Below are 25,544 nucleotides of genomic sequence, written 5' to 3'. Positions count from 1 at the left end.
ACAGCAGCTCTCGAAGGTCGAGAGGGGCACTGTGTACGAGCCGAACGTGGTCGGGGACTGGCACGAGTACGACGAGCATGCCGGTCTGCGGGTCCGCGTCCACCGCCTGGAGGCGGCCGAGCCGCCCCGCGGACGAGACGACGCCGCCGCCGGGCTGACGTACTTCAGTGTCCGCGTGACGGTCGAGAACCGCGGCGCGCGGCCCCTGGGCATCCACCTGGAGGACGGCCAGATCGACGTCCGGGTCGGCCCCGACGGCGAGGGCGCCTTCATCGACTGGCGCAACTCCCAGTTCATCGAGGGCTTCGACGTCTACCCGCTGCGCCGGGCCACCGCCGTGCTCTACGCCGCCGCCCCGGAGGCAGCCCTGGCCCACGTGGATGTGCAGGTGCAGCTGCGGGTGGACGAGGAGTGGGCCGACCGCCGGCTGTGGACCGGCGGTATCGGCGTCCTGGAGGCGACCCCGGCGGCCGCCCCCACGGCCGCCGGACAGGGCAGCCTGGCCCACCAGGTCAGTGCCTTCCTGAAGGACCAGACGGAGCCCGGCACCGCCTGACGCGCGCGGCGGCGGGGCCGTACGGTCAGGGCGCGGCCGTACGGTCAGTGCGGGATGCCGTCGATGATCTCCCGGGCGCCCTGCCGCAGCAGCGCCACCGCGACCGAGGTGCCGAGGGTGGCCGGATCGAGGCGGCCCGCCCACTCGTGGGCGTTCAGCCGGGTCTTGCCGTCCGGGGTGAACACGCAGGCCCGCAGGGACAGTTCCCCACTGCGGTCCACGCGCGCGTAGCCGGCGATCGGGCTGTTGCAGTGGCCCTGCAGCACATGCAGGAACATCCGCTCGGCCGTCGCCTCCCGGTAGGTGTCCGGGTCGCCGAGCCCGCTGACGGCGTCGATGAGGGCGGCGTCGTCCTCCCGGCACTGCAGGGCCAGGATGCCCGCGCCGATCGGCGGCGTCATCACGTCCGTCGACAGCACCTCGCTGATCACGTCCGTCCGGCCGATCCGCTCCAGACCGGACACCGCCAGCAGCAGCGCGTCCGCCTCCCCGGCGGCCAGCTTCTCCAGCCGGCGGTTGGCGTTCCCGCGGAACGGTACGCACTGAAGGTGCGGGTGCGTGGCGGCCAGCTGGGCCACCCGGCGCACCGAGGAGGTGCCGATCCGGGTGCCGGCGGGCAGCTCGTCCAGGGTGAGCCCGTCCGGGTGCACCAGCGCGTCCCGGATGTCGTCCCGCTTCAGGAACGCGGCGAACACCGTGCCGGCGGGCAGCGGCCGGTCGGCGGGCACGTCCTTGACGCAGTGCACCGCGAGATCGGCCTCCCCGGCCAGCAGCGCCGCGTCCACCTCCTTGGTGAACGCCCCCTTGCCCTCGACCTTGGACAGATCACCGAGCCACTTGTCGCCGGTGGTCTTCACCGGCACCACCTCGGTGCGCACACCCGGGTGCAGCGCGGTCAACTCGGCGCGGACCCGCTCCACTTGGGCCAGGGCCATGGGGGAGTCGCGGGAGACGATACGGATCAGTTCGGGAACCGGCATGCGCACACGATAGACCCAGCCGCCCGAGCCGGACTCGACCGCCCGGCCTCAGCCGAAGCCCTCGGGCAGGTCCGCCGCCGACTCCTCGGGCGTCAGATCGGGGCGCAGCCGCAGCCACGAGGGCTGGCGCAGCAGCCCGGCGCGGGTACGGGTGCTGTAGTTGACCTCGCCCACCCACCGCGGCCGTACCCAGCGGGCGTCCGGGACCCGGGGCGCCGGGTCGAAGGGGCACCGGCTGCTCGCGGCGTCTCCCAGCAACCGCGCCAGCTCCCTGCGCTCCGCCTCGCTCCAGCCGGTGCCCACCCCCCCGACGTACCGCAGCCGGCCGGCCGTGTCGCGCTGACCGACCAGCACCGCGCCGGGCAGCCCGCTCAGCCGGCCCTTGCCGGGCAGCCAGCCGCCGACGATCACGTCCTCGGCACGCATGTTCCGGATCTTGATCCAGGCCCGGGAGCGCACCCCGGGCTCGTACACCGAGTCCAGCCGCTTGCACACCAGACCCTCCAGACCATGCTCCCGGGTCGCCGCGAGCGCCTCGGCACCGTGCCCGGTCACCGCACGCGGCGTCGACCAGTACGGTCCCGCCGGCCCGAGTTCCTCCAGCCGCGCCCGCCGCTGTACGTACGGCAGCCGTACCAGGGATTCCTCCAGGTACGGCACGTCGAACAGCACCAGGTGCACCGGCACCTGCGCGGCCCGGCGGGCTGCCCGCGCGGGGGCGTGCGCGAGGCCCATCCGGCTCTGCAGCAACTGGAAGTCGGCCCGCCCCCGGTCGTCCAGGGCCAGCACCTCGCCGTCCAGCACGACGGGTGTGGTGCCCAGTGCGCCGCCGAGCGGCCGCAGTTCCGGATAGGCGGCCGTGATGTCCTCGCCGGAGCGGGCGCGCAGCAGCACGCTGCCGTCACCGGGCAGATAGACCATCACCCGCTGGCCGTCCTGCTTGGTCTCGTACGCCCACCGCTCGTCCTGGGCGGCGGGCGGCAGGGTGCCGGGGGAGGCGAGCATCGGCGCGATGAACGGCAGGGGTACGGCGGTCACGGCTGAAGGTCTCGACCGCCCACGGCGGCCTCACGCGCCTTCGGCCGCCGGTTCCCCTGAACGGGCCCCGGCCGGCGGGGCGGTCACGCGTGGCGCAGAGGGGCGGGCACCGCCGGCGCCCGGCGGTGCCCGCTCTCGCCCGGGGGCCGGTCCAGCTTCAGGAAGACGTTGCCGATGTGCTTGCCGACGGAGCGTTCGGTGATGACGAGCGTGCGGGCGATGGTGGCGTGGGGAGCCGCCTGGCGGGAGGCCGTCGGCTGACGGCCACGGAGGGGGGACCGGACCGGGCGGCGGGGGCACCGTGGGGGACGGCTGGGCGCGCGCCCCCGCGCCGGAGCCGCACGTCGATGCGCCCTCGCGAACCTGTACCGGCCCGTGCTCCCGGGCCGGGCCGGCCGGATCGCGGTCCGCGCACCCCTCGGCCGGCTCCCTCCTCAGGTTCGCGTCGTCGCGATGCTCACCGCGTTGGCCAGCACCACAGCCCCGATGCCCGACCACTCCGCGCCGCCCAGACTCTGCCCGAGCACCACCCAGCCGACCATCGCGGCCAGGACCGGGTTGACGCTCATGAAGAGGCCGAAGGTCTGCGCGGGCACATGGCGCAGCGTCAGCAGGTCCGCGAGGTAGGGCACGGCTGAGGACAGGAGACCGGCCGTCACCGCGCACAGCACCGCACCGGCCGTCGGCGTGTGGCGCAGCGCGACGGCGACGCCCACGGGCAGGAAGGCCAGCGCGGAGACCGTCGCGGCCGCCGCCGCACCCTGCGCCCCGGGGATGCGCCGCCCCACAAGGCGGTTGAGCAGGATGTACGACGCCCAGCAGCACGCGGCGACCAGGCCGAGGGCCATCCCGGTGTAGTCGGCGGCGGGACGCGGCCGCATCAGGACCACGACTCCGGCCGCGGCGAGCAGCGCGCACGCCGCGTCCAGCCGGCGCCTCGACGCGGCCAGCGCGACGGCGAGCGGCCCGAGGAACTCCAGGGTCACCGCGAGGCCCAGACCGATCCGGTCGACGGCGCTGTACAGGCTGAGGTTCATCGTGCCGAACACCCCGGCCAGCAGCAGGACGGGCCACCACTGCCGCCAGGTGAAGCTCCGCAGCCGGGGCCGGCCCACGGCCAGCAGGGCGAGCGCGGCGACGTACTGACGCACCGCCACCACGCCGAGGGGACCGAGCACCGGGAAGGCCAGCGCCCCCACGGCGGCGCCGGTCTGGTTGGACAGTCCGCTGCCGACCATGGCGGCCACCCCGGCGAGCCGCCGGGCCTGGGGCAGGGGAGGGACCGTGGCCGCGGGCCCGGCCGCGGCCGGGCGTTCGAGAGTGCGTCGCATGCCCGCATGCTGTGCCGCGCGCCCACTTGCACAAAATGCATATGCCCGCCGGTCTATACGCTGAGCGTATGGATGACATCGACCTGCGGCAGCTGCGCTGTCTCGTCGCCATCGTCGACGAGGGCACCTTCACCGACGCCGCGATCGCCCTGGGTGTCTCCCAGGCCGCCGTCTCCCGTACTCTCGCCTCACTCGAACGGGCCCTGGGCGTACGGCTGTTGCGGCGCACCTCGCGCGAGGTGACACCGACCGCGACCGGGCTGCGGGTGGTGGTGCAGGCCCGGCGGGTGCTGGCTGACGTCGCCGCCCTGGTCCAGGAGGCCGCCTCGGGGCACACCCGGCTGCGGATCGGCTACGCATGGTCGGCGGTCGGCCGCCACACCGTCGCCTTCCAGCGGCGCTGGACCGCCGCCCACCCCGGGGTCGATCTGCACCTCGTCCGCGTCAACACGGCGTCGGCCGGTCTCGGCGAGGGCGCCTGCGATCTCGCGGTGGTGCGCCGGCCGCTGGAGGACCGGCGGTTCGACACGGCCATCGTGGGCCTGGAACGCCGGCTGTGCGCGATGGCCGCCGACGATCCGCTGGCCCGGCGCCGGTCCGTACGGCTGGCCGACCTCACCGGGCGGATCCTCCTCGTCGACCGGCGTACCGGCACCACCACCCCGGAGTTGTGGCCGCCGGACGCCCGTCCCTCCGTCGAGGAGACGCACGACGTGGACGACTGGCTCACCGTCATCGCCGCCGGACGCGGCATCGGCGTCACCGCCGAGTCGACCGCCAACCAGTACCCGCGGCCCGGGGTCGTCTACCGCCCGGTGCGCGACGCCGAACCCGTCGCCGTACGCCTCGCCTGGTGGCGTGACGACCCGCCCCCGGCCCTCCAGGCGGTCCTCGAACTGCTCAGCGAGCTGTACCGGACGGCCTGAGCCGCTCGTTGCGCAGCCGCGCCAGAAGCGCGGACAGAATTGTTGTCATTCTTGTTCGAGGTGGCCGACCTCGGCGCGGCGATGGAGAAGGCCGTCGCCGACGGCGAGCCGGTGACGTACTGCGACCTCTCACCCCTGCGCGTCCGGCTCCGCCTCCAGGCCCGTGCACGCCAGCTCCTCGTCCACCTCGGCGCACGCCTCCACGCCCCGCGGCGAGGCCACCGAGAGCATGGGGCTGCTGTTCCCGGCCGGGTCGTCCGCCGGGTAGCGGGCCGACAGGACGTCCTGGCCGGCCCGCACCGACACCTCGCGCGCCTTGGCCGACCGCAGCCGCACCTGGGACCAGACGGTGCCGCAGGCCGGCGAGTAGCGCAGCAGGACGGTGTAGGCCGGGCCGCTGACCGTGCTCGTGGTCCGCGCGTCCCGCGCGCACGCCGACGCGTCGGGCAGCGCACCCTGGCAGGACCGGCCGTGACAGCGCGGCACCGCCGGCAGGTGCTGTGCGGCGGGCGCGCTGCCCGGGCGTTCGGACAGCGTGACGGCGGCGGTCACCGCCGTCGCCGCCCCGAACAGCGCGAGCGCGGACAGCGGCAGCCAGGGCGCGCGCCACGCCGGCAGCCACCCGAACAGCCGCCTACGGCGGGGCGTGTGGGGCGTGGCCGTGGGCGGGGGCACCTCCGCGGCCTCCCAGAGGGCCAGTACGGCGGCGGGATCGGTGCCCGCGAGGCGGCAGAGCGCCTCCACGGCGGGTCTGGGCGGCGATGCGCCGCCGGACAGATAGCGGTGCCACGCGGACTTGCTGTACGGGGTGCGCGCGGCCAGCGCCGCCAGGCTCAGCCCCGTACGGTCCTTCAGTTCGCGCAGTCCCGCCACCAGTGGCTCGTCCGGCGTGGTCGCTGCTTGGGGGTGCCGCATCGTGCGTCCTCGACTCCCTTTCCGCTATGGGCGTTTTAGCCCCTGATGCCGGAATGACTTCCCGGAGTGCGGTGACCGCAACACACGGTGAGGTAGGAGGAAGGTGAAGCGCGGACGTACCGAAGGCCCGTTCGGGGGTCGTCGAACGGGCCTTCGGTGGTCTGTGGTGCGGAGCTGACGTACCGTCAGCACCAGGGGAGAGCGCGGTCGGCGCGGACGTAGCGCGCCGAGACGTAGCCCCGGTGGTGCGAGAGCCGGTACCAGGTGCGGTTCCCGTGCACCGAGGAGCCGCGCGTCCTGCAGGCGAGCGCCAGGCGCCGGCCCGGGTGCCGGTGGCCGATCACCCGGTAGCCGGTGCCGGGCCCGGAGCGGACGTTGAGCCGGAGGTACCGGGTGGTGACGCGACCGTTGGTGGGGACGACATGGCGGTACGGCACCCACTGCGCCACGAGGCGGTACTGCAGGCGGTAGGGCGCCGTGAAGGCGGCGAAGCGGTAGGCCGACGTCCGCGGGAGGGATCGGTACGCCACTCCCCGGGGGGCGAGGCGGTGCACGCGGCGCGTGTGGTGCCGGCGGAGGTGGGTGCGGTGGTGGAAGCGGTGCGTGATGTGTGCGCGGTGGTGGGCGTCGTACTGGACGACGGCGCCGGGTACCGGGTGCTGGGTGGTGGCGTCGGCCGCGGTGGCCCCCGCCGCCGTGGGCAGGAGTGCGAGCACCGCGACCGCGGCCAGCAGCCCGCTCTTGAAGGTCCGTCGGATCATGGAAGCCTCCGGCTGTCGTTCTCGTGACCACGAGGAGTGATCACGACAGTCAGCGTGTCCGTGACCGGCCGCCGGCATGCCGTCCCGTCGTCCCCTGGGACGGCCGGGACGTCCCCCGGGACGGGCCCGCGCGACACAGGTGGCCCATCGGCTCTGTGGCGGGGAGGCGTCCCGCCGTCCGGTCCGTCTCCGCGCACGCCCGGGAAATTACTTGACTTACGCAACTAGATATTTCACGGACATGCCCGCGGAATCGCTGTCCGACATGCCTTGCGCGTCCCCGGAGGTCGTCGAGATCGAGCGGGCCCTGGCGCGCGTCACCTATCTCGGTACCCGGGCCCGGCGGCACGAGCCGCTGATGGCGCCGGCCGGCGTACCGCTGGACCGGGCCGCGGTGGCCCTGCTGCGGCAGATCGCCGACTCCGAACCGTTGCGGCCGGGCGAGCCGGCACAGCGCCTGGGTGTGGAGGCCTCCCATGTCACGCGAACCGTGCAGCAGCTGCAGCGGGCCGGACACGTCACGCGCCTCCCGGACCCCGTCGACCGCCGGGCCCAGCGGATCCAGCTGACGGACGCGGGCCGGGAGGCCGCCGTCGGCCGGGTGCGCGAGGCGGGGGCCAGGGGCATGCAGCTCGCCCTCGCCGGCCGGCGTCCCGAGGACCTGCGGCAGATGGCGGCCCTCTTCCACCGCATGGTCGACGACTTCCCCGCCTGCGCGGTCGACGAGGACTCCGGCCAGGAGGCCGACGACGCCGTCACCACCTGCTGACGGCCGACGTCCGGGGCGGCAGCCTCCCCGCGCCTACCGTCGAGTAATATCCGGCGGCAGGCCACCACAGGAGGAACCGTGACCCGGTCCGAACGCTCGCCCCTGCTGCTCGCCGGCCTGCTGGCCGCGGCCGGGGCCGCCCACTTCGCCGCCCCTCGCCCCTTCGATGCCACCATTCCCCGTCGGCTGCCGGGCCCGCCCAGGGCCTGGACGTACGGCAGCGGAGTCCTGGAGCTGGCGCTGGCGGCCGGGATCGCCGTGCCCCGCACGCGCACGGTCGCCGCGAAGGCCGCCGCGGCCTTCTTCGTCGGGGTGTTCCCGGCGAACGTGCAGATGGCCGTGGACTGGCGGCACCGGCCCGCGCCGCTGCGGACGGCCGCCCTCGCCCGGCTGCCCCTGCAGGTACCACTGGTGCTGTGGGCGCGTGGAGTCGCCCGGAGCGAGGAGGGACGGTCGTGACCGAACACATCGAGGTCGGGGACAAGGCCGAGGACTTCGCCCTGCCCGACGAGACCGGCACCACCCGCCGGCTCACCGAGCTGCTGACCGAGGGCCCGGTCGTGCTCTTCTTCTACCCGGCCGCGCTCACTCCCGGCTGCACCGCCGAGGCCTGCCACTTCCGCGACCTCGCCGCCGAATTCGCCGCCGTCGGCGCCCGGCCCGTCGGCATCAGCGGGGACAGTGTCGACAAACAGCAGGAGTTCGCCGGCCGGCACGGCCTCGGCATGCCGCTGCTCTCCGACGCCGACGGCGTGGTCCGTGAGCGGTTCGGCGTCCGGCGCGGCTTCTCCCTCGCGCCCACGAAGCGCGTCACCTTCGTGATCGCCCAGGACCGCACAGTGCTGGAGATCGTCCGCAGCGAACTGCGGATGAACACCCACGCCGACCGGGCTCTCGCCGCTGTGCGTGCTCACAAGGGCTGACCACTCCGGTCCCGGGCCGGACGCCCCGGGACCGCCCCGCGCTTGATGTGCCGGAGCAATCGGAACATCCTGGAGCATATGAAACATCGCGCCGTCGTGGCGTTCATCGACGCCCTGGGCACGGTGACCGGGTGGAGCGAGGGCGCGCGGCGGCTCACCGGCCGCCCGGCCGGGGACGTCGTGGGCCGGCCCGCGGCCGAGCTGCTCGCCGGGCCCCTCCCGCCGGACGCGCTCGCCGCACGTACCGGAACCGTCCGACTGCGCCACCACGACGGCCACCTCATCGAGGTGGCCCTCACCGCCTGCCCCGTCGCCGGCGCCGACGGGGAGAGCACCGGCTACGTCGTCTCGGCGGACCCGCCCGGCACCCCCCTGGCCGCCGAGGCCTTCGAGCAGGCCTCCATGTCCATGTCGGTCTTCGACCTCCAGCAGCGCTATCTGCGCGTCAACGAGACCGCCTGCAAGGTGATGGGCGTCCCCGAGACCGCGCTCACCGGCCGGTTCTTTCCCGAGACCGTGCGGGACACCGCATACAACCAGGGCTTCCTGAACCACCTCCGCGAGGTCGCCGAGACCGGCCGGCCCATCCGCTACGAGAGCTTCGCCGACGCCCCCGCGCTGAACCGGGAACACCTCTGGAGCATCGAGATGTGGCCGCTGCGCGCCGCCTCCGGCGAGTTGACCGGGGTCGCCATGGCGGCCTTCGACAACACCGAACAGTACTGGGCCCGGCGCCGCCTCGCCCTGCTCAACGAGGCGGCGACCGGCATCGGAACCACCCTCGACGTGGTGCGCACCGCCGAGGAACTGATCGACCTCCTCGTCCCGCGGTACGCCGACTTCGCCAGCGTCGGCCTGCTCGACTGGGTGCTCGGCGCGGACGAGCCGCCGATGCCCCCGGCCGGCGGTGTCGTCCTGCACAGGGTCGCCCACGGCTCGACCCGCGAGGGCAACCCCGGGGCGGCCGTCCCCATCGGCGGAACGGATGTCTACTCCCTGGACTCCCCGCCCACCCGCGCCCTGCGCGAGGGCCACGCCGTGCTCAGCCAGGCCGGAGAGCCCGAGTTCGCCGAATGGCTCCACGAACGCAACACACGCTCACCCGAGGGCCGCCCCTTCCGGCAGGGCGCCCACTCCCTGATCGCGATCCCCCTGCGGGCCCGCGGCACCACCCTGGGCGTCGCGGTCTGCGTCCGCATGGCCCACCCCGACGCCTACGGCCCCGACGACGCCGTCTTCGCCGAGGAACTGGGCAGCCGCGCCGCCGTCTGCATCGACAACGCCCGCCGCTTCGCCCGCGAACGCTCCACCGCGCTCGCCCTCCAGCACAGCCTGCTGCCGCGCGGCCTGCCCGGGCAGGCCGCGGTCGAAGTGGCCCACCGCTACCTGCCCTGTGGCTCGCTGGCCGGGATCGGCGGCGACTGGTTCGACGTCATCCCGCTCTCCGGCGGCCGGGTCGGACTGGTCGTCGGCGACGTGGTCGGCCACGGCATCCAGTCCTCGGCCACCATGGGCCGGCTGCGGACGGCCGTACGCACCCTCGCGGACGTCGACCTGCCCCCCGACGAACTCCTCACCCACCTGGACGACCTGGTCACCCACCTCACCTCCGACGACAGCGGTGAGGAAGTCGCCGAACTCGGCGCGACCTGCCTGTACGCCGTCTACGACCCCGTGTCCCGCCGGCTCGCCCTGGCCGCCGCCGGCCACCCGGCCCCGGCCGTCGTCCTGCCCGGCGGCACCGCGGAACCCGTCCCCATGACCGCCGGACCGCCCCTCGGCGTCGGCGGGCTGCCGTTCGAGGCGACGGAACTGGAACTGCCCGAGGGCTCCGTCGTCGCGCTCTACACCGACGGACTCGTCGAGAACCGCGACCGCGACCCCGACGGTGCGCTCGAGGAGCTGCGCCGGGCCCTCAGCGCGCCCTCCGACTCCCTGGAAGCCCTGTGCGACGACGTCCTCAAGGCCGTCCTGCCCGACCAGCACGCCGACGACGTCGCCCTGCTGCTGGCGCGCACCCGCGCCCTCGGCGCCGACCGCGTCGCCACCTGGGACGTCCCGCCCGACCCCGCCCAGGTCGCCGTCCTGCGGCAGGCGGCCGGCGAGCGGCTGACCGCCTGGGGGCTGGACGAGGCCGCCTTCGTCACCGAACTCGTCGTCAGCGAACTCGTCACCAACGCCATCCGCTACGGCGAACCGCCCATCCAGCTCCGGCTGATCCGCGACCGCGCCCTCATCTGCGAGGTCTCCGACGCCAGTTCCACCTCACCGCACCTGCGGCGGGCCCACGCCTACGACGAGGGCGGCCGCGGACTGTTGCTGGTCGCCCAGCTCACCCAGCGCTGGGGCAGCCGGCAGACGGGCCGGGGCAAGACGATCTGGGCCGAACAGGCACTGCCCGGCACCTGACCACGGGAACGAGCGCCGGGATCCGGCGCGTACTCCGGGAACGGAGCCGTGCGGCAGGACGCCGAGCACGCCGAGCACGCCGAGCGCGAGCGGGTACGGCGCAGGAGCGCACCCAGGCCCGCCGGTTCGGTGAAGCCGCCGATCACGAACTCCTGCCCCTGTGCGCACTTGAGCTTCAGCCAGTCCGTGGACCGGCTCGTCCGGTACGGCCCGCCGGCCCGCCTGGCGATCAGCCCCTCCCAGCCCCGGGTGCAGGCCCGGTCCGGCAGCGCGGCGCCGCCCGCGTGGCGATGCGGGGTCTGCCGCAGCGGGGTGCGGCAGGACAGCGCCCGGCGCAGCAGCGGCTTGCGGAGCCGCAACGGGAGCCGGCGGGTGTCGGCGCCCTCCAGGCGCAGCAGGTCGACCACGTGGTACGTCACCGCGACCCCGGACGCCCCGATGTCCCGGCGCAGGGTCAGGCCCATCCGCCGCTGCGGCCGGGCGAAGCCGGTACGCCCGCCGGTGAACGCGACCACCTCGCCGTCCACCGTGAAGTCGGCGCACTCCTGCGCCGCGAGCGCCGCCACGATCTCCGGACAGGTCTCGTCCAGCCGCTGCCCTGTGCGCGACAGCAGCCCCGGCACCGCGGCTCACCCCCCGGCGGCCGCGACCTGGGCGAGGGTACGTCCGGTGCGCACCGAGCGGGCCCTGCGGGGATCCGGGGTGCCGTGCGCGTCGGACCGGGCCGGCCCCTTGCGCACCAGCAGCCAGGCCTCCTCCTCGTCCGCGCCGCTGCGGAACCGGGTCAGCGCGTACTCGCCGTGCAGCTTGGTCCCGTGCAGCCGGAAGGTGGCGTGCCCGCGTTCCAGGGACTCCGCGAACCCCACCGGGCGCCCCCGGCGGTCGTGGCTGAGCGGCTCGTAGGTGCCGCGGTCCCAGACGATGACCGTGCCGCCGCCGTACTCGCCCTTCGGGATCACGCCCTCGAAGTCCTCGTAGTCCAGCGGATGGTCCTCGGTCGGCACGGCCAGCCGCTTGTCGGCGGGGTCGCTGGACGGGCCCTTGGGGACGGACCAGGACTTCAGGACGTCGTCGACCTGGAGGCGGAAGTCGAAGTGCATCCGCCGCGCGTCGTGGATCTGCACCACGAACCGGGGCTCCTCGCTCCCGGGCCGGGACTGATGGCCCGAGGGTTCCCGGGTCCGCTCGAAGTCGCGCTTGCCGCGGTACGTCCGCAGCCGGTCCTCCGCTGCCACGTGCGGCTCCTTCCGTGCGTGCGCCTCACGGGCCCCGGGTACCCCGGGCCGGTCCGTTCAGCCCGCGATGCCGTTCAGCTCGGCGACCGCGTCGCCCGGGAGCACCAGGCGCGCCGCGGCGATGTTCTCGCGCAGGTGCTCCGGCGAGGACGTGCCGGGGATGAGCACGATGTTCGGCGACCGGCCCAGCAGCCAGGCCAGCGCGACCTGCTGCGGCGAGGCCTCCAGCCGGGCGGCGACCTTCGCCAGCGTCTCGGACTGCAGCGGGTTGAAGCCGCCGAGCGGGAAGTACGGAACGAAGGCGATGTTCGCGGCCGCCGTGCGCTCCACCAGGGCGTCGTCCTGCCGGTTGGCGAGGTTGTACAGGTTCTGCACGGTCACCACGGGCGCGATCGCGAGGGCCTCGTCCAGCTGCGCCGCGGTCACCGTGCTCAGCCCGAGGTGCCGGATCAGTCCCCGTTCCCGCAGCTCGGCCAGCGCCCCGAACTGCTCGGCCAGCGAGTCGTCGTTCGGCGAGTCCACGTCGCCCACGCGCAGATTGACGACGTCCAGGACCTCCACACCGAGGTTCCGCAGATTGTCGTACACCTGTGCCTTCAGGTCCTCGGGGTGTCGCGACAGGATCCAGCTGCCGTCGGCTCCCCGGCGGGCGCCGACCTTGGTGACGATGTGCAGATCCCCGGGGTAGGGGTGCAGGGCCTGCCGGATGATCTCGTTGACGACCACGGGACCGTAGAAGTCGGCGGTGTCGATGTGCGTGACACCCGCTTCCACGACCGCGCGGAGCACCGCCACCGCGCGGTCCCGGTCCTTCGGCGGGCCGAAGACGTGCGGCCCGGCCAGCTGCATGGCGCCGTAGCCGACCCGGGTCAGGGTCAGGCCGCCGGCCGGGGTGACGGTGCCGCCGAGCTGTGCAGTCATGTCGTACCTCTCAGAATGCTCGGGATGTCCGGGCCACCGCTGTCGGGTCCGGCGGCCTCGGTCCCCACCCTGCGCCCGTGCCCCCCGCCGTTGCAGTACCCCGGCGATCCTGGGAGTGACAGGGCCAGTCACCGCCGCCCGGGCGGTCGTACGGTGGGGCCATGGACGGATCGAACGCGCTCGGTGAGTTCCTGCGCGCCCGCCGGGCCCTGGTACGGCCGAAGGACGTGGGACTGCCCGGCGGCGGACTGCGCCGGGTGCCGGGACTGCGCCGCGAGGAGGTCGCGATGCTGGCCGGCATCAGCTCCGACTACTACCTCCGGCTGGAGCAGGGCCGCGACCGCAACCCGTCCCTGCAGGTCCTGGAGGCCATCGCCGGCGTGCTGCGGCTCGACGCCGACGCCACCGCCCACCTGGTGGGCCTCGCCCAGGAGCGGCGCGGCTCCCGCGCACGGTCCGGGCACCGCCCCGAGCAGGTCCCGGCGAGCCTGCTGCAGCTCATCGACGGCTGGCCGCGCACCCCCGCCTACATCCAGAACCGCTACACCGACTGCCTGGCCGCGAACGCCCTCGCCACGGCGCTCACCCCGAACTACCGGCCCGGCGTCACGCTCCTGCGTGCCGTCTTCCTGGACCCGGCCGAGCGCGAGCTGCGCCGGGACTGGGAGGACCTCACCGAGGAGGGCGTGGCCGCGCTGCGCTCCGGGGCCGGGGCCGACGCGGACGACCCTCGGCTGCGCGACCTGGTCGGCGAGTTGTCCCTGCGCAGCGAACGCTTCCGTGCCCTGTGGGCCCGGCACGAGGTACGGCCCCGGCGCGGCCGGGTGAGCCGGCTGAGTCATCCGCAGGTCGGCGACCTGGACCTGCGGTCGGACAAGCTGTCCGTGGACGGCACCGACCGGCTCACCCTGGTCGTCTTCCACGCCGAGCCCGGCAGCCGCAGCGCCGAACTGCTGGACATCCTCGGCAGTCTCGCCGCGCCGCCGAGCGAAGGCGACCGGCACGGGAGCGCGCGGGAACGGCGGGGACGGATCGAGGAACGGTAGGCCCCGGGCAGGGCCCCGGTCGCCTCAGAACTCCTCGTGCCGCTCCGGGTCCCCGCCCAGCCGGCGCGGCGCGCGGTGCGCGATCGCCGCCAGCTGGTCGGAGTCCAGCTCGAAGCCGAAGACGTCCAGGTTGGCGCGCTGCCGGCCGGGGTCGGCCGACTTCGGGACGGGCAGCGCGCCCAGCTGGACGTGCCAGCGCAGCAGCACCTGCGCCGGTGTCACCCCGTGCGCCTCGGCGATCCGTGCCACCGCGGGGTCGTCCAGCAGATCGCTGCCCCGGCCCAGCGGGCTCCAGCTCTCGGTGACGATGCCCTGGTCCGCGTGGAAACCGCGCAGCTCCTCCTGCGGGAACAGCGGATGCAGCTCGATCTGGTTCACCGAGGGCAGTACCCCGGTCTCCTTCTCCAGCCGCGTGATGTGCTCCGGGGTGAAGTTGGAAACGCCGATCGAGCGGACCAGCCCGTCCTCGCGCAGCCTGATCATCGCCTTCCAGGAGTCGACGTACCGGCCGACCCGGGGATTCGGCCAGTGGATCAGAAAGAGGTCCACGTACTCCAGCCCGAGCCGCCGGCGGGACTCCTCGAAAGACGCGAGGGTCTCCTCGTAACCGTGGTGCCGGCCGGGCAGCTTGGTGGTGACGACCACCTCCTCACGGGGCACACCGCTGCCCGCTATGCCGCGCCCGACACCCGTCTCGTTGCGGTAGTTCGCCGCGGTGTCCACCAGCCGGTAGCCCAGACCGAGCGCGGAGCGTACGGCCTGCTCGGCCGCCGTGTCGTCCAGCGGCCAGGTACCGAGGCCGATGGCGGGGATCGTCGTGCCGTCGTTGAGCGTGTACGCCGGAATGCCGTTCACGATGGGACCTTCCCTCGACTGTGTCGTCCTTCCAGCCTCGCGGATAGGGTGAGCGGTGATCAACCGGACGGGTGGGGAGAGGGCAGCGGACGAGATGGGCGGCGGCGCGGACAGCAACGGCACGGTCGGCTCACGGCCCACCTCACGGGACGTCGCCCGGCTCGCCGGCGTCTCGCACACCGCCGTCTCCTTCGTCTTCAACGGCCGGGCCGAGGGCAACCTCTCGCCCGCCACCCAGGAGCGCATCCGGGAGGCCGCCGCCCAGCTCGGCTACCGGCCCGACCCCCTCGCCCGCGGCCTGCGCCGCCGCCGTACGGCCGTGATCGGGCTGGTCACCGACGAGATCGCCTCGTCGCCGTTCGCGGGGCGGCTGCTGCGCGGCGCGATGGAGACCGCCTGGGACAGCGACCACCTCGTGGTCACCGTGGATTCCGGCGGTGACCCGGCCAAGGAGGACGCGGCCGTCGCCGAACTCCTCGACCGGCGCGTCGACGGCATCATCTACGCCGCCATGTCCCTGCGCCGGGTCAGGGTCCCCGAGGGCCTGCACCGCACCCACTCCGTGCTCGCCAACTGCCTGCCCGAGGACGACTCGCTGCCCGCCGTCATCCCGGCCGAGCGGGCCGGCGGACGTACGGCCGCCCGGCTGCTGCTGGAGGCCGGACACCGCCGGATCGCCCTGGTCGGCGGGCAGCACGACATCGCCTCCGCCGAGCGGCTGCGAGGTTTCCGGGACGCGCTGCGCGCCGAGGGCGTCACCGTGCCCAAGGAGTGGGTGGTGCGGTCCGGCGGCGAGATCACCAGCGGCTACGAGGGCGCCGCCCGGCTCCTCGACGGCGCCGATCCGCACCGCCGCCCCACCGGGATCTTCTGCTACAACGACCGGGTCGCGGCAGGCGTCCTGCATGCCGCGACCCGGTTCGGGATCACCGTGCCCGGCGCGCTGTCGGTGGTCGGCTACGACGACCAGGAGCACATGGCCGCCTTCCTCACCCCGGCCCTGACCACGATCGCGCTGCCGCACCGGGCGATGGGCGAGGCGGCGGCCCGGCTGCTGCTCGAATCCATCGACACCGGCCGCACCCCGCCCGCCACGGTGCGGCGGCTGGCCTGCCCGGTGGTCAGCCGCGCCTCGGTGGGACCTGTTCCCACGCGCTGACCTCGGCGTCCCCGTCGACGAGCAGCTCGGCGACGTCGTCCGGGCGGCGGTAGACCCGTTCGGTCACCGTTGCGCGGTCCCCGACGAAGAGTTCGAGGAGCGAGCCGTCGACGAGGATCCGGATGGTGAGGGCCGGGCCGGTCGGCACGCGCACCGCGGTCGGTGCCGATCCCGCGCTCCCCGCGCGGGGCCAGCCGGCGCGGTCCAGGACGACGGTGCCCGCCGCCGGGTCCACCCGCACGGTGAGCGCCCGGTCCGCCGCCCGCAGCAGGGTGACGGTCGTGCCGCCACGCGCGGTCACCGTGAGGTCGTACGCCAGCGGGAGCGGTACCCGGCCCGGCGCGGTCGCCAACCGCTCGGCCGCGCGCAGCAGTTCCAGTTCCGGGGCCGGGGTCACGCGCAGGGTGCCGTCCGCGCGGACGTCGACCTCTCTCGGGGTGGTGAGGGTGCCCGCCCAGCCCGCCGTCAGCACCGCCGACGGGTCCCGGGCCTCCCAGGACCAGCCCCACATCAGGGCCCGGTCGGCATCCTGGCGGACCGCGGGCGCGTAGAAGTCCCGGCCGTGGTCCAGCCGGCCGCCGGCCCGGGCAGTGAAGCACAACCCGCCCCGGGCCGCAGGCTTCAGACGGCCGGTCAGATATCCGGTGGAGCAGGGCGCGCCGTCCCACAGGGACACCACCAGCACCTGCTCGCCGCCGCTCGTCCGGTACAGCTGCGGGCACTCCCAGCCGACCGCCTCGTCGCCCAACGCCTCCGCGGCGACCGGGTCGTGGCCGTCCAGCAGGACACCGGCGAACCGCCATCGGGTCAGCTCCTCGCAGTCGTACAGCAGGACCGACGGGGTGCCGTCGGCGTGGCCCGCGCCGAGCAGGGCCCAGCGCCGGCCGGCGTGGCGGAAGACGAACGGGTCGCGGAACATCACGACGTCCAGCCCGGCGGGGGGCGCCGCGACCACGGGATCGGGCAGCGGGCGCCACTCCGCGAGCCGGTCGTCCTCCGGATCGGCCGCGCGGGCCAGGCAGACGGTACCGAGACCGGCGTGGGCGTGGTCGACGCCCGTGTACACGGCCGTGGGGACGCCGTCGTCGTCCACCACACAGCCCGACCAGCAGCCCGCCTCGTCGGGGCCGCCCGGGGCCGGCGTCAGGGCGACGGGGTGGTGTTCCCAGTGGACCAGGTCAGGGCTGGAGACGTGCCCCCAGTGGACGTTCGTGTGCACCGGCGCGGTGGGGTTGTGCTGGTAGAAGAGGTGGTGGCGGCCGCGCCAGAGGAACGGCCCGTTGGGGTCGTTGATCCAGCCGGCTGGCGGACGGACCCGGAAACGGGGGGCCGAGGGGTCCGGGGCGGGAGGTGCCGGGCTCAACGGTTGACTCCTGCGGAGGTGATGCCCTCGCGAAGAGGGCGCTGGCCGACGACGAACACGGCGACGGCGGGGAGCATCGAGAGGACGACACCGGCGAGGACGACGGAGACGGAGCCGGTGCCGAGATTGCCCTGCAGGGAGACCAGGCCCAGCGGGAGCGTGTAGTTCTGGCCGGAGGTCTCCAGGATCAACGGGCGGAAGAACTCGTTCCAGTGGTAGTTGAAGGCGAGTACGCCGACGATCGCAAGGCCGGGGGTGGCCAGCGGTGCGTACACGGACCGGAAGATCCGCCAGGGCCCGGCGCCGTCCAGCATCGCGGCCTCGCCGAGGTCCTTCGGCATGCCGAGGAAGTACTGGCGCATCAGGAAGGTGCCGAACGCGGTCGGGAACGCGGGGATGATCAACCCGAGCAGCGTGTCGGTCAGTCCCATCGACTTGAGCACCAGGAACACGGGCACGATCGTGACCTGCAGCGGGACCATCATGGTCGCCAGGACCAGACCGAACAGCGGCTTCCTGAACCGGAAGTCGAGCCGGGCGAACGCGTATCCGGCGAGTCCCGCGGTGATCATCTGGCCTGCCGCGACCAAAGCGGTCACGAGGGTCGAGTTGAGCGCCAGCAGCCACACGTCTATCTGGTCGAACACCCCGTGGTAGGCGGCGGTGCCCGGGCGGGCCGGAATGATCTGCGGCGGCAGGTTGAACGAGTCCGCGGGGGCGCGCAGTGAGGTGGAGACGGTCCAGACGACCGGACCGAGCGTGAGCAGGGCGCACACGGCCAGCCCGGCGACGCGCGCCCACGGCCCGAGCGAGTACCGGGCGCGGCTGAGGGACGGAAGGGGTCGGCTCGTCAGGGTTGCTCGGCTCATCGGACTCACCCGGCTCACTGGTAGTGGACGAAACGCCGGCTGAGCCGGAACTGGACGGCGGTCACCGCCATGATCAGCACGAACAGGAGCACGCCCACGGCGGACGCCTCGCCGAACCGCAGCTGCTCGAAGGCCTTCTCGTAGATGACCATCACCACCGTGCGGGTGGAGTCGCCGGGCCCGCCGTCGGTCAGCACGTACGGCTGCTCGAAGACCTGCAGGGCGTTGATGATGCCGACCACCGAGGCCACCAGCAGGGTGGGGGAGAGCAACGGAAGGGTGAGGGCGAGGTGCTTGCGCAGGCCGGTGGCCCCGTCGAGGGCGGCCGCCTCGTGGATCTCCCTCGGGATGTTGTTCAGCCCGCCCACGAAGAGCAGGAAGGAAAAGCCGAACTGCTGCCAGACGTACACGATGATCACCGTGGCCATCGCGCCGAGCTCGGAGGTCAGCCAGGGCACCGGAGCGATCCCGACCAGCCCGATCAGCCAGTTGACCACGCCGAAGTCCTGGTTGAACAGGTACTTCATCACGACCGAGATGGACGCGGCGGACAGCACGAGCGGGAAGAAGAAGGCCGAGCGGAAGACCGATCGCAGCCAGCCCGGCATCCGGCCGTTCAGCGTGAGGGCGAGCGACAGGGCGACCAGCAGCTGCGCGGCGACCGCGAACACCATGAAGACGAGCGTGTTCCGGAAGGACACCAGTACGGTCGAATCGGTGAACACCTCACGGTAGTTGGCCGCTCCGGCGAAACCGGGGGGATCGATCACATCCCAGTGGAACAGGCTCAACACGACCGAGCCGATGATCGGTACGACCGTGAAGACCACGATCCCGGTCACGGTCGGAGCCAGGAACAGCGCGGCCAGCAGCCGCGCCCCGCGCCCGCGTGCCGAGCGCCGCGGGGCCGTCACGGGCGGGGTCGCGGCCCGCGGTCGTACGGCGGGAATCCGGGTGTCCGTCATACGTCACGCTCCATGGCCTTCTCCAGATCGCCCTGCATCCGTCGCAGCGCGGGCCCGACCGAGCGCGGGCTCGCCAGCGCCGTCCCTGTGTGCTTGAGCAGCACCTGGGTCACCTCGGCGACCTGCGGCGGTGCCGGAACGGGACCGGTGTCGGGGAACGCGTCGAGGGTGTCGTAGAAGATCCGCCAGTGCGCCGGGCCGGTCTCCCGGTAGCGGCCCGCCGCCAGCATCGACCGGCGGGCCGGGGTCGTCTGGTTGGTCGAGAACAGCTCGGTCAGGGTGTCCAGCCGGGCCGAGTACTTGATGAACTCCCAGGCGGCGTCCTGCTTCTTCGAGGTGCGCAGCAGCGCGTAGCCCGCGGCGCCGAACTGGTGCCGCCGGGTCCGCCACCGGGGGAAGTACCGTACGTCGAAGGCGTCGTCGCGCATGCCTGCCAGATGCAGACCGCCCGCCCAGAAGCCGCCGGCGGGCGTCACCCCGACGCGGCCGGTGGAGAACACCCCGATGAGGTTCTGGCCGTTGCCGCCCTCGGGCCGGGTGCACAGCCCCTCCTGGATCAGGCCGGCGAGATAGTCGTACGCCTCCTCGACCCGTCCGTTCGTGGCCTGCGGGGTCGTCCAGCGGAAGCCGCCCCCGCGCCCCCGGCGCTGTGCGGCCGGATAGAAGCAGTCCCACAGCCAGCCGCCGCCGGGCGCCCTGGACTCGGCGAGCAGGTTGGTGCCGTTCGCGAAGAGCCAGGGCACCACCCCGCCCCACAGCCGGTTCGTCCAGAAGTACGGTGTGAAGTGGGAGTCGTTGGCCTTCTTCATCCGGCGCAGCAGCGCGGTGAAGTCGTCCCGGGTCCAGTCGTCGGCCGGGAGGTCCGCGCCCGCCTGGTGCAGCACCCGTGTGTTGAGGTACATGTCGGCCGCGTTGAACTCGATCGGAAGCTGGTACAGGCTGCCCTCGTACATCATCGACTCCACCAGTGAGGGGTGGACGTCGGCGAAGTACTCCCTCAGCTCCGCCGCGTCCCGCCGCACCCAGCGGTCCAGCGGCACGCCCAGGTGCCGGGCGAACAGCTGCACCCCCTCGGTGGCCACGTAGACCAGGTCGGGAGCGGTGCCCGCCGCGATCTGCGTGAGGATCTTCGCGAAGAAGTCCGACCAGTCCACGGCCTGTACGGCGTTGACGCGGACCTTGATGCCGGGGTGGAGCGCGCGGAAGCCCGCGACCAGCGTGCGGATCCCGGCCGGGGAGAACGCGGAGCCCAGGGTCGCGACGACCAGGGAGCCGTCGTCGCGGCCGGGGATGTCCGCTCCGGTCAGGCGGTCCCAGCTCGCGGCGGTACCGGCGAGCGCCGCGGCCCCCGCGCCGTAGGCGCCGTAGCGCAGCAGTGCGCGGCGGGAGTGGTGCGAGTCGGTCATCCAAAGCGCCTAACTCGTGTTAGCCATCGGGAGATGCCCCAGATGATGGGAAGCGCGCAAGGCCCCTGTCAAGGCGCGGGAACGCTTGACCTTTAACGAGTTAGGTCTACAGTCCTGATGCCATGAAGCGTGACGAGAGGCCCGCTGCGTGATGCGCGGCCCGACCAGACGAGCCCTGTTCGCGACGACCGCCGCCGGCGTCGGCGCGGCGCTGCTGCCCACGTCGTCCGCCGAGGCGAAGCCGAGCCCGCGGCCCAGGGCGGCACGTGCGTGCGTGAGTTACCGCGCCGGCTACCACTTCACCGTCCCCGACCAGTGGAAGAACGACCCCCAGCGTCCGCTCTGGATCGACGGCGAGTACCACTACTACTACCTCTGCAACGCCGACTACCTCGACGGTGGCGAGGTGGGCACCGCCTGGCGCCTGGCCACCAGCACCGACCTGGTCTCCTTCACGGACCGGGGGATCGCCGTACCGAAGGACACCACCGTCAACGGCGACGTCTGGTCGGGTTCGGCGGTGGTCGACACCGGCAACACCGCGGGATTCGGGGCGGGTTCCGTGATAGCCGTCGTCACCATGTCACCCGGCGGCGGCACCGACCACCAGGAGCAGTTCCTGTACTACTCCACCGACGGCGGCCGCACCTTCACCGACCACGGCACCGATCCCGTGCTCGCGAGCCCGGGTACGGGGGCGGACTTCCGTGACCCGAAGGTGATCCGCGACGACGACCGCGACCGCTGGGCGATGGCCCTCGCCGAACGCGACAGGATCGGCTTCTACCACTCGGCCGATCTCAAGTCCTGGACGTACGCGGGCGGTTTCGCCAAGGACGGCATCGGAGTGCTCGAATGCCCCGACCTGTTCCGGATCACCGCCGACGACGGCACCCGGAAGTGGGTGCTGGGCGCGAGCGCGGACGGCACGGGGTCGGGGCAGCCTCCCACCTACGCCTACTGGACCGGCTCCTTCGACGGCAGCTCCTTCACCGCCGACTCCGCGGACCCGCAGTGGCTCGACCACGGCTGGGACTGGTACGCGGCGGTCACCTTCGAGAAACGGCAGGCCGACGGCTCACCGGATCCCCGCACGCGGTACGCCCTGGGCTGGCTCAACAACTGGGCCTATGCGCACACCACCCCCACGATCGACGCGGACGGCTTCAACGGCACCGACTCGATCGTCCGCGAGATCACCCTCAGGAAGTCCGCCACCAGCGGTTACCATCTCGCCTCCCGCCCGCTCACGGCGCTCGACTCCTACGTCTCCCGCACGGTGGACCTCGGCGACCTGACCGTCGACGGCACCCGCCTCCTCGACTACACCGGCGTCTCCTACGAGCTGACCACGGACATCACCTGGTCCCAGCTCACGGGAGCGGGTGTGCAGTTGCGCCGCTCACCGGACGGCGGACGGCACATCGACGCCGGCGTCTGGGGGGACTACGCCTTCCTCAACCGGCGCGGCACCGTCAACCCCGACACCAGCGGCGACCGGCAGGAGAGCCGCAGTCCCTTCGACCCGAGTGCCGGCGGGGTGAGGCTGCGCATCCTGGTGGACCGCACCTGTGTCGAGATGTTCGTGGACGACGGCCGGTACGTGCACTCCAGCGAGGTGTTCCCGTACCTGGTGGACGACCGGCTGGCGCTGTTCGCGGCCGGCGGTACGGCGGTGTTCCGGAACACGGTCGTCCGGGAGTTCGCCGTGTGAGGGCCACAGATGCCACGATCGGGAGCGGAGCCGGTTCGGACGAGCATCGGAGCGCGTATGACGACGCACAGGGCCACCGCTGATCAGACAAGGCGGGCCCAGGGCGCGCGGGTGAGGCCGGTCGCCGGGCACATCGGAGCCGAGATCAGCGGCGTCGACCTCGCCGGGCCGCTCGACGACTCCGTGGTGACCCTGATCCGGCAGGCCGTGCTGCGCTGGAAGGTGGTGTTCTTCCGCGGGCAGGAACTGGACCACGCCGGGCATGTCGCCTTCGCCCGCCGGTTCGGCGAACCCGTCGTCCTCGGCCGGCGGGGCAGCGCCTCACCGCCGGACTTCCCCGAGGTCGAGACGACCGCCGACCGGTTGGAGCTGGGCGGCCGGTTCGGTATGGAGCACGAGGAGTGGCTGGGGCGCCGCCGGCACACCCTGCTGCGCGGCTGGCACTGCGACCACGGCGCCAGGATCGACCCGCCCGCCGCGACCATCCTGCGGGCCGAGACCGTCCCGCCGTACGGCGGCGACACCACCTGGGCCAACCTGGCCGCCGCCTACGCCGGTCTGTCGGCGCCGGTCCAGGCCTTCGTGGACGGCCTGCGCGCCGAGCACCGCCTCGGCGTCGGCTACCAGTCGCGCCCCGGCGACGACGCCTACCTGCGCCATCTGCTCGACCACCAGGTCACCTCGGTGCACCCGCTGGTCCGGGTGCACCCGGAGACGGGGGAGCGGGTGCTGCTCGTCAACGGCTACTACGTGGAACAGATCACCGACGTCTCCCGCCCGGAGAGCGCGGCCCTGCTGGAGATGCTCCTGGAGCAGGCCGTGCGCCCCGAGTACACCGTCCGCTTCCGCTGGGAGCCGGGCAGCGTCGCCTTCTGGGACAACCGCGCCACCATCCACCTCGCCCCCGGCGACCACACGCACGTGGGTGCTCCACGGATCATGCACCGGGTGATGCTCGCGGGAGACGTGCCGGTGGGGGTGGACGGCAGGCGTTCCGAGGCGGTCACGGGTACGGAGGCGGGCCGCTGGTGAACGGGGCCGGTGGCCGGACGCCGCGGAGGCGTCAGCCCGCCGGTCGCCACCCCAGGGCCGGGCCCAGCCTCGTCGCCATGTCCGTCAGGATCTGCACGTAGTCCTCGTGCTCGAAGGTGAACGGCAGCGCGAACGCCACCTCGTCCACCTCCCGGAACGCGGCGTGCGCGCGCAGCCGTTCGGCGATCTGCTCCGAGCCGCCGACCAGGTCCGGGGCGAACAGCAGCCGGCCCGGACCCTGTGGGGAAGCCGTGCGGGGCAGGCGCCCGTCCGCGTACGCCGCGTACTTGGCGCGCTGCTCCGGGCTCGCGGAGTCGGTGGGGATCACGACGAGGCCCTGCGAGACCCGGGCCGCCTCCCCGTCGGGGTGATGGGCGCGGAACTCCCTGACGAGGGACAGCTGGATCTCGGCGAAGTCCCAGGGGCCGTCCGGCTGTTCCGCCCTGACCACGCTGCTGGTCAGGAAGTTCATGCCGTGCTCGCCCGCCCAGCGCGCGGAACCGAGACTGCCACCGCCATACCACATGCGCCTGCCCAGGCCGGGGGAGTGCGGCTGGACCACATCGCTGGTGTATTCGACATGCGGCGGCCGCCGCGTGGCCTCGAATCCCTCGGCCCCGCCGAAGTCGCTCGCGGGCTTGCCGCGTACCAGGTCCAGCAGCCGCCGCACCCGCTCGTAGCCGAACTCCTCCGACTCGGCCGTGTCCGGGTAGAGGGCGCCCTTGACGTGCTCGAAGTGCATCGGCGGGCCCACGCTGACGCCTGGGTTCAGCCGGCCGCCGGACAGGACGTCGACGGTGGCCAGGTCCTCGGCGAGCCGCAGCGGGTTCTCCCAGCCGAGCGGCGTCACCGCGGTGCCCAGCTCGATCCGGCGGGTCCGCTGGGAGGCGGCGGCGAGGACGGCGACCGGGGAGGAGATGCCGTACTGCAGATGACGGTGCCTCAGCCACGCGCTGTCGAAACCGAGCCGCTCGCCCAGCTCGATGATCTCCAGCGTCGACTCGTGGCCCCGCGCCGGATCCGCCGGGTCGAACAGACCGATGGTGAGGAAACCCAGCTTGCGCAGCGGGCGGGCGGTGGACGGCACGGGCTCCTCCAGCGGTCGTACGTCGCTTCCGTCTTCGATTCTGGCAGGCGAGTGTGACAACCGTGTGATCACTTCGGCCGCATGGCGATCTCGTCCATGGCTCCCGCCCGGCGCCCCGACCCGTATAGGGAAAACCCTTGAATGCCTGCACGTGACTGACATGTTCGAGACAAGGCTGGAATCCTTCCCCCACACCGCACATCCCCGGTGTGTTCACGGATCACGGTTCCGCACAGCTCAGCTCGCCCGGGCAGAAGACCCGTCTGCCCGTCTGTCACCGGTCGCGTCCCGGCGGCCGCAGCAGGAGGAGTACGAGTGAGACGCCTTCCCCACAGACCCCTTTCCCCCAGAGGTCACCAGCGTGCCACGGTCGGAGCCGCCCTGGTCTCCACCGCGGCGTTCCTCGCCATTGGCATCCAGGCCACCCCGGCGGCCGCCAAGCCCGCCGCTCCCCACCCCAGCCCGCTGCGCACGGGCGCCCTGGAGACCAGGCTCAGCCCGGCCCAGCACCAGGCGCTGATCAGGAGCGCCCAGCAGAAGACCGCCGCGACCGCCCGCACTCTCGGCCTCGGGGCCAAGGAGAAGCTGGTCGTCAAGGACGTCGTCAAGGACAACGACGGCACCCTGCACACACGGTACGAGCGGACCTACGCCGGGCTCCCCGTCCTCGGCGGCGACCTCGTCGTGCACACCCCGCCCGCCTCCCTGGCCGCGGGCACCGTGACCACCACCTACAACAACAAGCACCGGATCAAGGTCGCCTCCACCACCGCGGCCTTCACCAAGTCGGCCGCCGAGTCCAAGGCCCTGAAGGCCGCCAAGTCCCTCGCCGCGAAGAAGCCCTCCGCCGACAGCGCCCGCAAGGTGATCTGGGCCGGCTCCGGCACCCCGAAGCTCGCCTGGGAGACGGTGATCGGCGGCTTCCAGGACGACGGCACGCCCAGCCGGCTGCACGTCGTCACGGACGCCATGACCGGCAAGGAGCTGTACCGGTACCAGGCGATCGACACCGGCGTCGGCAACACCCGGTACAGCGGACAGGTCACGCTGACCACGACCCAGTCGGGGTCGACGTACACGCTGACCGACGGGACGCGCGGCGGTCACAAGACGTACAACCTGAACCACGGCACCTCGGGTACCGGGACGTTGTTCTCGCAGAGCAACGACACCTGGGGCGACGGCACCAACTCCAACGCCGCCACCGCGGGCGCGGACGCCCACTACGGCGCGCAGGAGACCTGGGACTTCTACAAGAACACCTTCGGCCGCAGCGGCATCAAG

Annotated in this window: 24 protein-coding genes and 2 pseudogenes; 11 read left to right on the top strand and 15 right to left on the bottom strand. The window is 73.2% G+C overall.

All coding sequences use genetic code 11. From position 1 onward, the window contains the following. The first annotated feature begins 31 nt into the window (after window positions 1–31). Window positions 32–556: a hypothetical protein gene (locus tag IE244_RS40650; RefSeq protein WP_031161053.1), complete on the top strand. Its 525-nt coding sequence runs from the start codon at window positions 32–34 to the stop codon at window positions 554–556. Window positions 557–600: 44 nt separating this feature from the next. Here IE244_RS40650 and hemC read toward each other — a convergent pair whose 3' ends face one another. The 4 genes and pseudogenes from hemC to IE244_RS40635 all read right to left on the bottom strand — a co-directional run bounded on the left by hemC (window position 601) and on the right by IE244_RS40635 (window position 3,821). Next, the gene (gene hemC, locus IE244_RS40645) at window positions 601–1,542 is read right to left on the bottom strand and encodes a hydroxymethylbilane synthase (RefSeq protein ID WP_191878602.1); all 942 of its coding nucleotides are present in this window, start codon (window positions 1,540–1,542) and stop codon (window positions 601–603) included. Window positions 1,543–1,584: 42 nt separating this feature from the next. Next, window positions 1,585–2,541 (bottom strand): ATP-dependent DNA ligase, encoded by a 957-nt coding sequence (locus tag IE244_RS40640; RefSeq protein ID WP_191878613.1) that lies wholly within the window; start codon window positions 2,539–2,541, stop codon window positions 1,585–1,587. 116 nt (window positions 2,542–2,657) lie between these two features. After that, window positions 2,658–2,804 (bottom strand): annotated as a pseudogene (locus IE244_RS42655) (DNA-binding response regulator); the annotation flags it as partial. A gap of 204 nt (window positions 2,805–3,008) precedes the next feature. Further along, window positions 3,009–3,821, bottom strand: a complete 813-nt coding sequence (locus tag IE244_RS40635; protein WP_373305838.1) for an EamA family transporter — start codon at window positions 3,819–3,821, stop codon at window positions 3,009–3,011. Between the two features lie 152 nt (window positions 3,822–3,973). Between IE244_RS40635 and IE244_RS40630 the strand changes: the two genes are divergently transcribed. After that, window positions 3,974–4,831, top strand: coding sequence for a LysR family transcriptional regulator (locus IE244_RS40630; RefSeq protein WP_191878600.1), 858 nt, complete (start codon window positions 3,974–3,976; stop codon window positions 4,829–4,831). A gap of 129 nt (window positions 4,832–4,960) precedes the next feature. Here the strand turns inward: IE244_RS40630 and IE244_RS40625 are convergent, their stop codons facing one another. After that, a complete protein-coding gene (locus IE244_RS40625; protein WP_191878599.1) occupies window positions 4,961–5,746 on the bottom strand; it encodes an XRE family transcriptional regulator in 786 nt (261 codons plus the stop codon). Window positions 5,747–5,931: 185 nt separating this feature from the next. Continuing rightward, window positions 5,932–6,507, bottom strand: a complete 576-nt coding sequence (locus IE244_RS42930) for an SH3 domain-containing protein (RefSeq protein WP_268252935.1) — start codon at window positions 6,505–6,507, stop codon at window positions 5,932–5,934. Window positions 6,508–6,748: 241 nt separating this feature from the next. On the opposite strand from IE244_RS42930, the gene IE244_RS40615 reads away from it, so the two are divergent. The 4 genes from IE244_RS40615 to IE244_RS40600 all read left to right on the top strand — a co-directional run bounded on the left by IE244_RS40615 (window position 6,749) and on the right by IE244_RS40600 (window position 10,608). Then, window positions 6,749–7,276, top strand: coding sequence for a MarR family winged helix-turn-helix transcriptional regulator (locus tag IE244_RS40615; RefSeq protein ID WP_191878598.1), 528 nt, complete (start codon window positions 6,749–6,751; stop codon window positions 7,274–7,276). A 78-nt stretch (window positions 7,277–7,354) separates the two neighbouring features. Further along, window positions 7,355–7,735 (top strand): DoxX family protein, encoded by a 381-nt coding sequence (locus IE244_RS40610; RefSeq protein ID WP_031161070.1) that lies wholly within the window; start codon window positions 7,355–7,357, stop codon window positions 7,733–7,735. Next, window positions 7,732–8,199 carry a peroxiredoxin gene (locus IE244_RS40605; protein ID WP_308436316.1) on the top strand — a complete coding sequence of 156 codons (468 nt, stop codon included), beginning with the start codon at window positions 7,732–7,734 and terminating at the stop codon, window positions 8,197–8,199. Before IE244_RS40610 ends, IE244_RS40605 begins: the two co-directional genes overlap by 4 nt. Window positions 8,200–8,277: 78 nt before the next feature. Further along, on the top strand, window positions 8,278–10,608 hold the full coding sequence (locus tag IE244_RS40600; protein WP_191878597.1) for an ATP-binding SpoIIE family protein phosphatase: 2,331 nt from the start codon (window positions 8,278–8,280) through the stop codon (window positions 10,606–10,608). Here the strand turns inward: IE244_RS40600 and IE244_RS40595 are convergent. From IE244_RS40595 to IE244_RS40585, 3 genes are read right to left on the bottom strand one after another with little or no spacing between them, the layout of a single operon-like run. After that, window positions 10,491–11,231 (bottom strand): ATP-dependent DNA ligase, encoded by a 741-nt coding sequence (locus IE244_RS40595; RefSeq protein WP_191878596.1) that lies wholly within the window; start codon window positions 11,229–11,231, stop codon window positions 10,491–10,493. The two genes, IE244_RS40600 and IE244_RS40595, sit on opposite strands and share 118 nt — an antisense overlap. Window positions 11,232–11,237: 6 nt before the next feature. After that, window positions 11,238–11,843: a DNA polymerase ligase N-terminal domain-containing protein gene (locus IE244_RS40590; RefSeq protein WP_191878595.1), complete on the bottom strand. Its 606-nt coding sequence runs from the start codon at window positions 11,841–11,843 to the stop codon at window positions 11,238–11,240. A gap of 57 nt (window positions 11,844–11,900) precedes the next feature. Next, the gene (locus IE244_RS40585; RefSeq protein ID WP_191878594.1) at window positions 11,901–12,764 is read right to left on the bottom strand and encodes an oxidoreductase; all 864 of its coding nucleotides are present in this window, start codon (window positions 12,762–12,764) and stop codon (window positions 11,901–11,903) included. Between the two features lie 161 nt (window positions 12,765–12,925). Between IE244_RS40585 and IE244_RS40580 the strand changes: the two genes are divergently transcribed. Beyond that, the gene (locus IE244_RS40580; protein WP_191878593.1) at window positions 12,926–13,810 is read left to right on the top strand and encodes a helix-turn-helix domain-containing protein; all 885 of its coding nucleotides are present in this window, start codon (window positions 12,926–12,928) and stop codon (window positions 13,808–13,810) included. Window positions 13,811–13,834: 24 nt separating this feature from the next. Here the strand turns inward: IE244_RS40580 and IE244_RS40575 are convergent, their stop codons facing one another. Continuing rightward, window positions 13,835–14,665 carry an aldo/keto reductase gene (locus tag IE244_RS40575; RefSeq protein WP_191878592.1) on the bottom strand — a complete coding sequence of 277 codons (831 nt, stop codon included), beginning with the start codon at window positions 14,663–14,665 and terminating at the stop codon, window positions 13,835–13,837. Between the two features lie 94 nt (window positions 14,666–14,759). Here IE244_RS40575 and IE244_RS40570 point away from each other — a divergent pair, with 94 nt between their 5' ends. Next, the gene (locus tag IE244_RS40570) at window positions 14,760–15,824 is read left to right on the top strand and encodes a LacI family DNA-binding transcriptional regulator (protein WP_191878610.1); all 1,065 of its coding nucleotides are present in this window, start codon (window positions 14,760–14,762) and stop codon (window positions 15,822–15,824) included. Here IE244_RS40570 and IE244_RS40565 read toward each other — a convergent pair. The 4 genes from IE244_RS40565 to IE244_RS40550 are packed head-to-tail and all read right to left on the bottom strand — an operon-like array spanning window position 15,787 to window position 20,427. Then, window positions 15,787–17,187: a glycoside hydrolase family 32 protein gene (locus IE244_RS40565; protein WP_191878591.1), complete on the bottom strand. Its 1,401-nt coding sequence runs from the start codon at window positions 17,185–17,187 to the stop codon at window positions 15,787–15,789. The genes IE244_RS40570 and IE244_RS40565 overlap by 38 nt on opposite strands. Beyond that, window positions 17,184–18,056 carry a carbohydrate ABC transporter permease gene (locus tag IE244_RS40560; RefSeq protein ID WP_191878590.1) on the bottom strand — a complete coding sequence of 291 codons (873 nt, stop codon included), beginning with the start codon at window positions 18,054–18,056 and terminating at the stop codon, window positions 17,184–17,186. Before IE244_RS40560 ends, IE244_RS40565 begins: the two co-directional genes overlap by 4 nt. A 14-nt stretch (window positions 18,057–18,070) precedes the next feature. Beyond that, window positions 18,071–19,021, bottom strand: a complete 951-nt coding sequence (locus tag IE244_RS40555) for a carbohydrate ABC transporter permease (protein ID WP_191878589.1) — start codon at window positions 19,019–19,021, stop codon at window positions 18,071–18,073. After that, window positions 19,018–20,427 (bottom strand): extracellular solute-binding protein, encoded by a 1,410-nt coding sequence (locus tag IE244_RS40550; RefSeq protein ID WP_191878588.1) that lies wholly within the window; start codon window positions 20,425–20,427, stop codon window positions 19,018–19,020. The genes IE244_RS40555 and IE244_RS40550 overlap by 4 nt, the downstream gene beginning before the upstream one ends. Window positions 20,428–20,578: 151 nt before the next feature. On the opposite strand from IE244_RS40550, the gene IE244_RS40545 reads away from it, so the two are divergent. Together IE244_RS40545 and IE244_RS40540 are read left to right on the top strand one after the other, a co-directional pair. Then, window positions 20,579–22,141, top strand: a complete 1,563-nt coding sequence (locus IE244_RS40545; RefSeq protein WP_191878587.1) for a glycoside hydrolase family 32 protein — start codon at window positions 20,579–20,581, stop codon at window positions 22,139–22,141. Between the two features lie 57 nt (window positions 22,142–22,198). After that, entirely contained in the window at window positions 22,199–23,173 is a 975-nt protein-coding gene (locus tag IE244_RS40540; protein WP_191878586.1) for a TauD/TfdA dioxygenase family protein, read from the top strand. Between the two features lie 31 nt (window positions 23,174–23,204). On the opposite strand, the gene IE244_RS40535 is transcribed toward IE244_RS40540, so the two are convergent. Beyond that, the gene (locus IE244_RS40535) at window positions 23,205–24,260 is read right to left on the bottom strand and encodes an LLM class flavin-dependent oxidoreductase (RefSeq protein ID WP_191878585.1); all 1,056 of its coding nucleotides are present in this window, start codon (window positions 24,258–24,260) and stop codon (window positions 23,205–23,207) included. A 315-nt stretch (window positions 24,261–24,575) separates the two neighbouring features. Here IE244_RS40535 and IE244_RS40530 point away from each other — a divergent pair. Beyond that, window positions 24,576–25,544, top strand: a pseudogene (locus IE244_RS40530) (M4 family metallopeptidase); the annotation flags it as partial.

Source organism: Streptomyces filipinensis, assembly GCF_014649495.1.
GTDB classification, from domain to species: Bacteria; Actinomycetota; Actinomycetes; order Streptomycetales; family Streptomycetaceae; genus Streptomyces; species Streptomyces filipinensis.
Note: the sequence above shows the minus strand (reverse complement) of the source record. Positions and strands in the feature narration are given on the sequence as shown.

What these genes read in the sequence shown, in the direction of transcription:
- IE244_RS40640 (WP_191878613.1), bottom strand. Translation starts at nt 2,541, where the DNA reads ATGCTCGCCTCCCCCGGCACCCTGCCGCCCGCCGCCCAGGACGAGCGG.
- IE244_RS40630 (WP_191878600.1), top strand. Translation starts at nt 3,974, where the DNA reads ATGGATGACATCGACCTGCGGCAGCTGCGCTGTCTCGTCGCCATCGTC.
- IE244_RS40625 (WP_191878599.1), bottom strand. Translation starts at nt 5,746, where the DNA reads ATGCGGCACCCCCAAGCAGCGACCACGCCGGACGAGCCACTGGTGGCG.
- IE244_RS42930 (WP_268252935.1), bottom strand. Translation starts at nt 6,507, where the DNA reads ATGATCCGACGGACCTTCAAGAGCGGGCTGCTGGCCGCGGTCGCGGTG.
- IE244_RS40615 (WP_191878598.1), top strand. Translation starts at nt 6,749, where the DNA reads ATGCCCGCGGAATCGCTGTCCGACATGCCTTGCGCGTCCCCGGAGGTC.
- IE244_RS40600 (WP_191878597.1), top strand. Translation starts at nt 8,278, where the DNA reads ATGAAACATCGCGCCGTCGTGGCGTTCATCGACGCCCTGGGCACGGTG.
- IE244_RS40585 (WP_191878594.1), bottom strand. Translation starts at nt 12,764, where the DNA reads ATGACTGCACAGCTCGGCGGCACCGTCACCCCGGCCGGCGGCCTGACC.
- IE244_RS40580 (WP_191878593.1), top strand. Translation starts at nt 12,926, where the DNA reads ATGGACGGATCGAACGCGCTCGGTGAGTTCCTGCGCGCCCGCCGGGCC.
- IE244_RS40570 (WP_191878610.1), top strand. Translation starts at nt 14,760, where the DNA reads ATGGGCGGCGGCGCGGACAGCAACGGCACGGTCGGCTCACGGCCCACC.
- IE244_RS40560 (WP_191878590.1), bottom strand. Translation starts at nt 18,056, where the DNA reads ATGAGCCGAGCAACCCTGACGAGCCGACCCCTTCCGTCCCTCAGCCGC.
- IE244_RS40555 (WP_191878589.1), bottom strand. Translation starts at nt 19,021, where the DNA reads ATGACGGACACCCGGATTCCCGCCGTACGACCGCGGGCCGCGACCCCG.
- IE244_RS40550 (WP_191878588.1), bottom strand. Translation starts at nt 20,427, where the DNA reads ATGACCGACTCGCACCACTCCCGCCGCGCACTGCTGCGCTACGGCGCC.
- IE244_RS40545 (WP_191878587.1), top strand. Translation starts at nt 20,579, where the DNA reads ATGCGCGGCCCGACCAGACGAGCCCTGTTCGCGACGACCGCCGCCGGC.
- IE244_RS40540 (WP_191878586.1), top strand. Translation starts at nt 22,199, where the DNA reads ATGACGACGCACAGGGCCACCGCTGATCAGACAAGGCGGGCCCAGGGC.